Origin of the sequence: Bullifex sp., assembly GCF_034103065.1 — a bacterium.
Taxonomy (GTDB): Bacteria; Spirochaetota; Spirochaetia; order Sphaerochaetales; family Sphaerochaetaceae; genus Bullifex.
This window is the reverse complement of the sequence record NZ_JAXEGN010000266.1, coordinates 1-11,726: the sequence shown is the minus strand read 5'-3', so window position 1 is coordinate 11,726 and position 11,726 is coordinate 1. Positions and strand designations below refer to the sequence as shown.

8 protein-coding genes, 1 tRNA gene and 1 other RNA gene are annotated in these 11,726 nt (G+C 33.7%); 9 read left to right on the top strand and 1 reads right to left on the bottom strand.

The annotated features are described in order from the left end of the window. The first annotated feature begins 380 nt into the window (after positions 1-380). From SOY52_RS10130 to SOY52_RS10100, 7 genes are all read left to right on the top strand, one after another. Positions 381-462, top strand: a tRNA-Tyr gene (locus tag SOY52_RS10130). Between the two features lie 46 nt (positions 463-508). Then, positions 509-949, top strand: a complete 441-nt coding sequence (locus SOY52_RS10125; protein WP_320848835.1) for a YkgJ family cysteine cluster protein — start codon at positions 509-511, stop codon at positions 947-949. 50 nt (positions 950-999) lie between these two features. After that, on the top strand, positions 1,000-2,844 hold the full coding sequence (gene dnaG / locus SOY52_RS10120) for a DNA primase (RefSeq protein ID WP_320848834.1): 1,845 nt from the start codon (positions 1,000-1,002) through the stop codon (positions 2,842-2,844). Then, positions 2,837-5,260, top strand: a complete 2,424-nt coding sequence (gene rpoD, locus SOY52_RS10115; protein ID WP_320848833.1) for an RNA polymerase sigma factor RpoD — start codon at positions 2,837-2,839, stop codon at positions 5,258-5,260. Before dnaG ends, rpoD begins: the two co-directional genes overlap by 8 nt. A gap of 19 nt (positions 5,261-5,279) precedes the next feature. Continuing rightward, the gene (locus tag SOY52_RS10110; RefSeq protein WP_320848832.1) at positions 5,280-6,107 is read left to right on the top strand and encodes a zinc ribbon domain-containing protein; all 828 of its coding nucleotides are present in this window, start codon (positions 5,280-5,282) and stop codon (positions 6,105-6,107) included. 12 nt (positions 6,108-6,119) lie between these two features. Next, positions 6,120-6,451, top strand: an RNA gene (rnpB, locus tag SOY52_RS10105) — RNase P RNA component class A. A 22-nt stretch (positions 6,452-6,473) separates the two neighbouring features. Further along, on the top strand, positions 6,474-7,250 hold the full coding sequence (locus SOY52_RS10100) for a hypothetical protein (RefSeq protein ID WP_320848831.1): 777 nt from the start codon (positions 6,474-6,476) through the stop codon (positions 7,248-7,250). On the opposite strand, the gene mazG is transcribed toward SOY52_RS10100, so the two are convergent. After that, on the bottom strand, positions 7,237-8,052 hold the full coding sequence (gene mazG / locus SOY52_RS10095; RefSeq protein ID WP_320848830.1) for a nucleoside triphosphate pyrophosphohydrolase: 816 nt from the start codon (positions 8,050-8,052) through the stop codon (positions 7,237-7,239). The genes SOY52_RS10100 and mazG overlap by 14 nt on opposite strands. Before the next feature lie 268 nt (positions 8,053-8,320). Here mazG and SOY52_RS10090 point away from each other — a divergent pair, with 268 nt between their 5' ends. Together SOY52_RS10090 and SOY52_RS10085 are read left to right on the top strand one after the other, a co-directional pair. Continuing rightward, positions 8,321-9,682, top strand: a complete 1,362-nt coding sequence (locus SOY52_RS10090; protein WP_320848829.1) for a hypothetical protein — start codon at positions 8,321-8,323, stop codon at positions 9,680-9,682. Beyond that, on the top strand, positions 9,669-11,057 hold the full coding sequence (locus SOY52_RS10085; protein ID WP_320848828.1) for an amidohydrolase: 1,389 nt from the start codon (positions 9,669-9,671) through the stop codon (positions 11,055-11,057). Before SOY52_RS10090 ends, SOY52_RS10085 begins: the two co-directional genes overlap by 14 nt. Positions 11,058-11,726 lie beyond the last annotated feature (669 nt).

Here is an 11,726-nt window from a genome sequence, read left to right as displayed (position 1 = left end):
GAGTTACCCTGATAATATGCTCTACAAGAGGAATATTATCTTTTGCCATGGTACGAAATAAAGCATCATTAATAGGGCGTAGAGATTTAGCAATCTCTATTTCCTCTTTAGTGTATTTTTTTTTCATCTTTATTTACCTCTTTACTTATTCATAGGCGAGATAGTATTACTAAAACTTACTATCTATTAACTTTTTATTACCTCCTATGAATAATAGAAGTAAAATGCTAAAAAAAACTATTTTAAAAAATTTGATTAAATAATTATTTATAATGTAAAAAATAATAAATTTTAGTATGAATTTTTGAAAATTTTTTATAAAACTATGTTGACATTAATCCCATTTTTAGGTTAAATACTAATCGTTGTTTTGACAGCATGGAGAGGTTCCCGAGCGGTCAAAGGGGGCAGACTGTAAATCTGTTGGCTAAGCCTTCGAAGGTCCGAATCCTTCTCTCTCCAGTACACCTTCCAGTAAATGGAAGGTTTTTTTATTTCAGGAGATGTGATGGCCTGGTACTCTTGTGGTTTGAGATTTACATGTAAACGTTGTGGTCACTGTTGTTCAGGTGAACCAGGATATGTATTTCTTTCAAAAGAAGAGATTGAAAATATTAGTTCTTATTTAGCTATAAGCGAAGCTGAGTTTTTAGATAAATACACAAGATTAATTGATCGTGGAACATACTATGATTACTCCTTAAAGGAAATGGATGACTATTCGTGTATTTTTTTAGGAGACAATGGTTGTAGTATTTATCCTGTTAAGCCATTACAGTGCTCAACTTATCCATTTTGGGATTATCTTCTTAGTGATAAAGCTCTTTTTTATGCAGAAAAGGAAGTTTGCCCAGGGGTTGGAGAGGGAGAGCTTCATAGCGAAAAAGAGATTAAAGAATTATTAAATCTTGCTAAGAAAAGAGACAATTATAGAAAAATTAAAAAATAAACTTGTATTATTAGTACAAGCTGATATTTTTATATAGTGAGGTTTCTGAGTTGCCATTATATTCTGATAAAACCATAGAAGAGATAAAACGAAAGCTATCAATTGTTGATGTTGCTAGCTCATATACCCAAATTTATCAAAAAAGTGGTAGACCTTGGATTAAATGTCCTTTTCATGGTAATGGTCAAGAAAGAACACCTTCTTGTAAGCTTGATGTAGAACAGTCTAGATATTATTGCTTTGGTTGTCATGCAACTGGAACAATGTTTAATTTTGTTATGGAAATGGAGCATCTAACATTTCCTGAGAGTGTTGAATTTTTAGCACAAAAAGCTGGTGTAGAATTAGAAACCTCAGATAAAAAGAGTAGCGTAGTTAATAAAGATAGAGAGGAAAGAGATGCTTTATTTGATCTCTATGATCGTCTTACTAAGACTTTCTCCCATATGCTGCTTAAAACAGAAAGTGGAAAACGTGCATTAGATTATTTAGAAAAAAGAAAAATAACTACAGATACAATTCTAAAATTTAATCTTGGCTATGCACCTCAAGACCCAAAATGGCTATATGATTTTTTAAAGAGCAAATCATATAGTGATGATTTTTTAAAGAAAAGTGGATTATTTAGTCAAAATCACTATCCATACCCACTTTTTGTAAATCGTTTAATGTTCCCTGTAAAAAACTGGCAAGGTAAGGTTGTTGCATTCGGCGCTAGAGATCTTTCTTTTAGAGAGAATGCACCTAAATACATAAATACACCAGAGACCTTAATATACTCGAAAAAACACAATCTATATGCTTTTTATGAAGGATTAGATTCAATTAAGAAGGAAAAAAGTGTAATTGTATGTGAGGGTAATTTTGATGCTATTTCTCTTCAGCAATCAGGAATTTACAATGCTGTTGCTCCTTTTGGCACGGCATTTACTAGTGAGCAGGCTGATTTAATAAGTCGTTATGCTGAGAGGGTAGATTTACTCTTTGATTCCGATGGCGCAGGTCAGAAGGCTACAGAAAAAGCCATTGTTATGCTTCAAGAAAAGAATTTAGAGACTGGAGTATTAAAAATAGAAGATGCAAAGGATGCTTCTGAACTACTTGAAAATTACGGTAGCCAGAGTGTAAAAAACATCTTACTTAATAAACAGACAGGATTTAGCTATCTTGTCAATAATGGCATGAAAATGTATAATATACGGACGCCAAAAGGCAAATCTGAATTTGTCGCGTATCTTCGTGACTTTGTGAATGTAACTTTTAGTCAAGTTGAAAAGGAAAGTTATGTTCAACGAATTAGTGAGCTTTTAGGTGTTGGCCAAGAACAAATCTATTCTGATTTGAGTCATGGCAGTGTGGTTAAGAGGGTATATGAAGAACCAAAATTGGTCAACCAAGTACACTTTGAACCACTAAATACAAGTGCTATTTCTATTGATTTGTACTTGATGCTTATCTTTGCAAATCATAGAGATTTATTTGCTGAGTATACAAAGGTATTAAACTTTGGTGACTTAAAAGATAAAGAAGCACAAATGATCTTCGTAGCGCTTGAAAACATGCGAAGAAGTAACATGGGTAGTAGTGATGAGATTTTCCTCTCACTCTTTGCTGACGAGAAGGTTCGTAATGATGTTAACACGTCTTTTGAACTAGAGGAGTTCAAACGTGAAAGACCGCAGGTCGTAATAGACGAAATTCTTGATCGCCTTAGCTTAAGAAAAAAAGAGGAAGAACGCGCACTGATATCTTTGCAGCTAAAACAGGGAGAGCAGGATGGCATAGGAAGTGATGATCTTAAGACCTTGCTAAATGAGAAGTACTCCATCGAGAAGGAGATACTTGAGCTTAAGAATCGTCTTTTCAATGACAGAAGGGTAGTAGAGAATGAATGAAGAAACTAGGAATCTGTTAATCAAGGAACTCACAAAAAAGAGCATCGAACGAGGTGGATATATCCTCAAAAATGATTTATTTGCTCAGCTAAAGATGAGTGAGAGTGAAATAAACAAAATATCCAATGAAATCGATGATATTATTGCAGAGCTTAGTGATAACGGTATTGAATATCATGAGGATGAAGGTGAATATGATGGTGATGAGCCTACACCTGATGTCCTTGAGGAAGGTGCTGATTTAGAAGATGATTCATTCCTCGAAGAAGATGAACTTTCAGATGATGCGCATGATGAATATGTTATTCCTGAACCAAGTGATGCTCCTGAAGAAACTCATAATGATGATGACGACGATGATGATTATGAGGAAGATGAAGAGGAAGTTGATAACGATGCTCCAACAATTTCTTCATGGACTGCAGAAGATGAACACGTTGGTTCTTCTGAACAATATGTAGATATTTCCCAAATCAGTGATTCTCATGATCATGAGAGAAGTCATACTATTCTTGGTTCTGATAAGAGTGATAATAGTGGTGATGACCCAATTAGACTTTATCTTCGTGAAATTGGTAAAGAAAACCTCCTTGATGCAGCACAGGAAGTAACTCTTTCTAAGCAGATGGAAGCTGGAGATGAAGTTATTAGATCTGTTATTAGAGAAAGTGGTGTACTTATTTCAATGTACACAAAAATTGCTCAGCAGATTGCAACAAAAGTTGATGAGGATGATGATTCTATCTCTCCTGAAGAATTAAAGAACCTCATTAGTAAGCAAAAGCACTATACATCAAACTATAGAGAAGGCTTAAAGGTCGCTGGTAAGCATCTTAAGGAATATAATGAGCAAATTCAGAAGGCTATCTTAACAGGTGAAGAACTCATCAATGATGAGCGTTTTAACAAAAAGAGAGATGAGCTTATGAAGCTATATCTTGGTGGCTTTGAAATTAAGCTTGAGGATGTTGAATTCTTCAACCAAGATAATGCTAAGGACTTAGCAAAATTCCTTGGTGTTGATGTTAAGGAGCTTAAAGAAGCTGAGTTAAATGAATATGTAAGAATTACCAACCCTTTTGGTAATAAGATGATAGTTAAAAAGTCTAATATTGTTGACAACAATGAGTCTTCAATTTTTAGATCAAATGAACCTGAAGAACCACAGGAAGGTGAAGAATACGTTGAACTTCAAGAGGATGATTTAGAGAGTGCTCTTGAAATCGATGAAGCATATGAAAAGGCTGTTCAAATGGCAAAAGAAAACAGTTCATATGTTCCTATTTGGTATTATCCTATGATTATTCAGCAGGAAGAGATTGATGAACTTACTGAAAAGTTCATCCAAGCTGCTGATTTCATCAAAGAATGTACTGATAAAAATCGTATCCTTACTAAAAAGCTTCACATTGCTCCAGATGGAGATATTTCAAAAGAGTTAAGACAGCTTGGTCGTGATCTTGCAACAAGAAGTAAAGTTCAAGGTATAGAAGAGCGTCTTGGATTAACTGCTGATGAAATTAAGCAGGATATTAAGGATTTACAGATTACAGAGAAAAAGCTCAAGCAGATTTGTTATGAGTTTGAATCTTTCGATGATCGCTATGATCCAAATAATCCTGATAAAGAACTTAAAACAGGTACTCAGAAAATTCTTGATAGTGTAAAAACAATCAAGAGTGGTCAAAAGATGATGAAGGATGCTAAAGATCGCTTGATCAAAGCTAACCTCAGACTTGTTGTTTCTATTGCTAAAAAATATACAAACAGAGGTCTTCATTTTTTCGATTTAGTCCAGGAAGGTAATATTGGTCTAATTAAGGCCGTTGAGAAGTTTGAGTACAGAAAGGGATTTAAGTTCTCTACCTATGCAACTTGGTGGATTAGACAAGCAATTACTAGATCAATTTCTGACCAGGCAAGAACTATTCGTGTTCCTGTTCACATGATTGAACAAATCAATAAGGTTGTTAGAGAATCTAGATCTCTCTTACAATCTCTTGGAAGAGAACCGACCGATGCTGAAATTGCTGAACGCCTTGGATGGGATGAGAAAAAGGTTAAAGCAGTTAAGAATGTTTCTCGTGAACCTATTTCACTTGAAACACCAGTTGGTGAAGAGGAAGATAGCTTACTTTCAGACTTTATTGAAGATAAGGATGTTGAAAATCCAGCCAACCAGACTGCATATGTTCTTTTACAAGAGCAGATTAAAGAGGTACTTACAACTCTACCAGCTCGTGAACAAGAAGTTTTACGCATGAGATTTGGTCTTGATGATGGATATCCATTGACACTGGAAGAAGTTGGGTTGTATTTTGATGTTACACGTGAACGTATTCGTCAGATTGAAGCTAAGGCTTTAAGAAGACTACGCCACCCTAAACGAAGTAGAAAATTAAAAGATTACGTTTGATCTTTAAGGAGTGAATATAATGGCTGATAATAACATACAGCAAATTGACAGTCTCCTTCTCACATTACAAGATGTGTTAAGGTTAAAATTTGAATTAGAAAGTGAAATTGAATCTCTTCCTGAAAATCTTAAAACTCAGAAGGAAGAGCTTGCAGAAGCTAATAAGAAGTTCTTAGAGCTCAATGAAAAATATACAAAGGCAAAGGAAGATGCTGCTTCTAATTCTATCCGTTATGATGAAGCATTCCAGACAAGAACTAACGCTGAAAAGATGATGGATACTATCTCTACACAGAGAGAGTATGAAGCACTTTCAAAGCAGATTGATGAAGCTAAAATTAAAGAAACTGGCTTATTAAAGGCTAGAAATGCTGCAACAGCTCTTGTTGAAGAGCTTAAGGCACAGCTTGATGCTCAATCAAAAGTTTGCGATGAAATTAAAGCTGATGTAGATGCTAAGAGTGCTGAAATCGATTCTATCATCCTTGAAAAGAAGGAGCAGATTGCAGAGCTCGATAGAAGATGTTTACAGGTTAAAGAGCAGGGTATTAGTGATGAAATTTATGCTAAATTCTGTAATATTGTTAAGAATAAGAAGGGTGTAGGTATAGTTGCAATTCATGGACAAGTTTGTCAGGGTTGTCATATGGTTCTTCCTGTTCAGTTTGTTAACGATGTAAGAATGGGAAATACTACTGAGTATTGTCCATACTGCTCAAGAATCCTATATTACGAAGAAAGCGAAGATAGCAATATCGACTATTCTGTTGATTCATTTGGTGAAGATAGTGATGATGAATCATTTGCAGATGTTGTTGATACAGGAGACTTCGACGATCTTCTTTAATTGTTAATCCAATCGGTTAGCTAGGCAGTCGCTTCATTAAGTTGGAGAGGAAAGTCCGGGCTCCTAAGGACAAGATGCTGGGTAACACCCAGATGCAGTAATGCAATAGAAAGTGCAACAGAAAATATACCGCCTAAGGGTAAGGGTGAAATGGTAGGGTAAGAGCCTACCGCACTTGCAGTGATGTAAGTGGCAGTGTAAACCTCGTCTGGAGCAAGACCAAGAAGGAAAGTGTCCCGTCCTTGACAATACTTTTCGGGTAGGTTGCTTGAGCCTACAGGTAACTGTAGGCCTGGATAGATGACTGCCGTTATACAGAACCCGGCTTATTGCTAACCGATTATTATTTTTTTATGGAGGTAAGGTGTGAAACATAGATTTATTTCTATACTCATTCTTATCTCTTTTCTTTTATTTTCTTGTTCTAATTCTTTTGATTACAAAGCTAGATATGAAGCTGGTAAATATGAAGATATAATAGAAAATGCAAATGAAGAGCTTTCTATAAAGCTAAATCAAGATGCATTATACTATCTTTTTATGAGCCAATTTAAGCTTGGTTACATTGATGATTCTCTCTCTGCTGCACGTTTATATTCAGCTTGTTATAGCTCAAATATAGATCAGAGACTTAGGGATTCATTAAGAATTTTACTTTTCTATTCAAATGATTTTGAAAAGTGTTATGCAGGTGAAAAACTAAATAGTTTATTTTCAATGTCTGAAACAGAATTGATAGTATATTTTTCTTCATTAATGAAAACAGAAAAATATTCTCAAGCAGATGCTTTATATAATCAAAATTTAAGTAAGCTTTCACTTAAGAGTAGATGCTTAATGCTTATTGGTGGAAAAGCTTCTACAGATTTGATTGTTTCATCATTAAATGAATTAGAAGCTATTAACGATCCTGATATCGATTCTATTTTAATACAGGCAATTAATGTTTTAAATGAAAGAGCAGAAGGCTCAAAGCTTTTAGATTTAGCTTTAAAGCACTATGACTCATCTAAGGATAACCTTGCTCTTGTTATTGGTGATATTTACAGACTTTCAGGGGATATCATCAAGGCAAGAAGCTATTGGTCAATGGCTTATAAAACTTACCCTGATGATGTAAAACAACGCCTTAAATACCTCTAAGCTTTACTTCGTCCCAGAGCTCATTCATTTGCTCTACATGTTCAATATCAAGAGGAATATTCCTTTCTTTAGCAAGTTCAAATAGGGCTGTAAAACGATTTTTTATCTTATTATTAGCTCTTTCAAGTGCAAATGCAGGATTAACTTTTACAAACCTTGCAAGATTAATTACACTAGTAAGTAAGTCCCCAATTTCTTCCTCTAAATTATCTCTATCATTATTTTTAAGAGCCATTTTAACTTCATCTAGCTCTTCATTTACTTTATCAATTACACCTTCAACATTAGGCCAGTCAAAACCTGTTTTAGCAAGTTTTTTTTGTAATTCAAATGATCTTTCAAGTGGAGGTAGGGAAGCTGGAATATGATTAATCTTCTCAATTGGATCTTTTGCCTTTTTCTCAACACCTTCTTTTACACTATAATAGGCTTTTAATCCTTCTTCTTTATTATGTACAACAACGTCTCCAAATACATGAGGGTGCCTTCTTATTATTTTTTCACAAACTTCATTTATAGCATCTTGAGGAGTAAAATCGTTTGCTTGTTCATGAATTTTTAAAAGCATCAAAGCATTTAGTAAAATATCCCCAACTTCCTCTCTTGTTGAAGATGTATCTTTATTATTTGCACCTTCTAAATACTCATACGCTTCATCAATTAGATTTTGAAGGGAATCCTTATTGCTAAGAGCCTTGTCGTATGGGCAGCCATTTTCACTTCTTAATATTGTTACGATATCATATAGATTTTGAAATGCATCTTTTGAATTTGTTGCTTTAATAAAAGTATAGTTAACCATGAATCTATAATAGTTTTTTAATAAATCGTATTCAATTAGCTAAAGCTACTAATTAAAAATAGTCAAATAAAAAAATTAGCTTTATAATTCATTTCAAGAACATAAATTGCTGAGGGGCATGTTCTTTTGGGCTTTGGTATTTATTGCTGAAGCTCATATTTTTTATTTTTCGCTTGACCAAAAAATTGACGTTGCAAAGGTGATAATATAAAATTTTTCTAGTAATTGTTATGTAACATTTAATCATTTACTTTTCGGAGGTAATAACGTGAATGCTTCAAAGCATCAAATTAGTAAGCTAGAACTTGGCTTATTATCAAGTTTATCTGAAAGTTATACATTACTTCCTTTTATGATTTTCTCATCTCTATTAAGTAAAGATATTTCAACAGTAAATTTCTTTGTTCCTGTTTTGATTTTATATTCAATCGAAAGAGCTTGTATTATTGGACTTAGAGGTTTTGGAGAAATATCAAATCCATATAAAATAATAAAATGTGGTCTATTAATTACATTAGTAGGTGCAATAATGATGTTACTTTCACCTCTTTATAGACCATTATTAATGATAAGTGCACTTTTAATTGGTATTGGACTTGCTCCATATAGAGCAATGTTTACACCTATATATATAATTATTACTGAAGAAGAGCCAAAATTAAAAAAGAGTAAGACATTTGGTACTATTTTCTATCTAAGTATAATGGTTCTTACTTTAGTTTTTGGAAAAAATGAGCTTCCATTAATTCCAATTATCTTTTTTATTTATATTCTATTAATTTTATTAATAACAACTAAATTAAGGTCTTATAATCTCTTTGATAATAACAACGCGTTTGACAGTAGTAAACGAAGTCCTGTATTTTTTATCTTTGGTATTTTAGCTCTAATGAGTTTACTTATTTTAAGACAATACCAGCTCTCTGGTGTTTCAGTCTATATGTGGCTTACTCCAATTGCAGCCATGATTTTCATATTAGTTGAAATGTATAGAAGACGACATTACAGAGATTATTCCTTTAAAACATACTTTGTTGGTGCAGTAAAAAGTTTTGTAATGCTTTTTAGCTTGGTTTACCATACTTCTGTTGGTAACACTTCAATGGCAATGCTTGTTTATATTGCTATAGCTGTTAGTGGAGTTTTTTCAAGTATTATTAAAAAAATACTTTTAAAAATAGGTATTAAAAAGCTTAGTAACCCATGTTTAATACTTTCTGCTGTTAGTTTAATTCTTCTAATTATTCCTAATAGTTATTTAAATTTAATTGGTATTGTACTTAGTGAAGCTTTTGCTAATATCGTATCATCTGATGCTAATAGAAAATATCTTTGTGATGATAGATATGTAAAAGAGGAGAGATCATTAGTTAGAACTAGAATACAAACCACAGGAAGTATTTTAGAGCAATTAATTTTATTTTTCATCATCTTTATGTTAGGAGAAATTAAGGTACATCAAAATCTTCTTGAGCCTTATGCTACAAAAACACCAAATGCAGAAATTAGTGCATTGTTACTTTTTGCAGGATTAATATGTATAGCTTTATTAGTTCTTGGCTCTGTTGTAATTGTTTGTATTTCTAATAAAATGAATAAAAGAAAGGAGCACTATTATGAACAAAAGTGAAGTAAATAAATACCTAGAAGAGCGCTCAAAAGACTTTTACCTCTTAAGTGACAAGATTTGGGAAAACGCTGAAATACGTTTTAAGGAAAAACAGTCCGTAAATGATTATCAAACATTTCTAGAAAAAGAGGGCTTTAGCGTTAAAGTGGGTCTAGCAGGGCTAAAGACAGCTTTCTCTGCTTCTTGGGGAAGCGGTAAACCTGTTATTGGTTTCTTAGGTGAATACGATGCTCTTCCTGGTCTTAGCCAGAAAGCCGGAGTTGCAGTTAAAGAACAATTAGTAAGTGAAGGTAATGGACATGGATGTGGACATAACCTTTTAGGTGTTGGTTCTCTTATGGGAGCAATTGGATATAAGCACTACCTTGAAAGTGAAAATAAGAGTGGAACAGTAATTTACTTTGGTTGCCCAGCAGAGGAGGGTGGTAGTGGTAAAACATTCATGGCTAGGGAAGGTATCTTTGATAATCTTGATGTAGCATTATGCTGGCATCCAAGTGATGTTAATATGTTGCCTCCAGGACCAGTGCTTGCAAACTACTCAATTCGTTATAGCTTTACTGGTAAAGCTTCACACGCTGCTGCAGCTCCAGAAGCAGGTAGAAGTGCTCTAGATGCATTAGAGTTAATGAATATTGGTGTTCAGTTCTTAAGAGAGCATATGCCATCAACTGCAAGAATACACTATGCAATTACTGATACAGGTGGTATTTCACCAAATATCGTTCAAGCACATGCTTCAGCTCTTTACCAAATTAGAGCTCCTTTTGCTCCTGAATTGATAAGTCTTTATGAGAGAGTAAATAACATTGCTAGAGGTGCTGCCTTAATGACAGATACTAAGGTAGATATTAAGTTCTTAAAGGGGACTAGTAATACACTCTTAATTCCTGCTTTGGATGAAGTTATGTATAAAAATATGTGCGAAATTGAAAATCCAATATTAGGTGCTTGTGATCTTGATTTTGCTCATGAAATTGTTAAAACTCAAAAAGCTCCTGACCAAATAAAAGAAGACTTCAATATTAAACCAAAAGCATGGAATAAAGCAGGTAATATTCCTCTTCCAGGCTCCTCTGATGTTGGTGATGTTAGCTGGGTATGTCCGGTATCACAATGTGGTACTAGTACTTGGCCTGCTGGTACAGCTGCCCATAGCTGGCAAGCAGTTAGTTGCGGAAAGAGTGATTTCGCTCATAGAGGTATGTTGTTTGCAGGTCAAATAATTGCTTCAACAGCAGTTGACCTTTGTAATAATCCTGAGATTATTGAAGAAGCTTGGAAGCAGCTAAGAGCAAAGACTGGAAATCAACCTTATCAGTGTCCAATTCCTAAGGAAATTACTCCAGATGAATTAGAAGCTGAAACTACTTAATATTTGTTTCATTACATTTTTATATCGGTAGAATTAAATACAACTATATTTTCTTTTACCGATTTTTTTATTAAAAAGGGGAGTGTAGCAGTTTCTCAATGAGTTATTAGTACTAGTTTTCAGCATATTCTGTAACTCAATTTAGAAACTCTCTGTGGGTTAAATGCCATTTTTAGAAACAAACAATTTATAACTATGATAAGACTATAGTATTTACTAACTTAAGTAGGTTAAGAAAAATCTTTTTACATTAGTTGTAACGTTTGTCACCAACTACATTTTTGAGAAGACCAAAGTCTTCATCCCAATTATATAAAGTAATGACTAGACTAATGATCAACTAGTGGTGATGAAAAACAAGTAATACGATGTACGTATGCTTAATAGCTTAGACTGGTACAAGTCCTAGGGTCCTTGCACCACAAGAGTTTGAATTAACTTATATCAAAATAAGATAATTCTTGATGTTCGCGAAAAAGTAAATGTTGTTTCTGACCCAAACGAGTTTAAAATAATACCCTTGACCCACTATAGTTTGAAATGAATATATTTATCTGTTACCGTTTTAACGATTTAAAAAGGGATAAAATCAGCTTCGATCTTCTTAAAGTTTGCTTGTCCCAAATAGAGTTTGAAATCAACACCACTACAACCTATAGCATTCTGTTA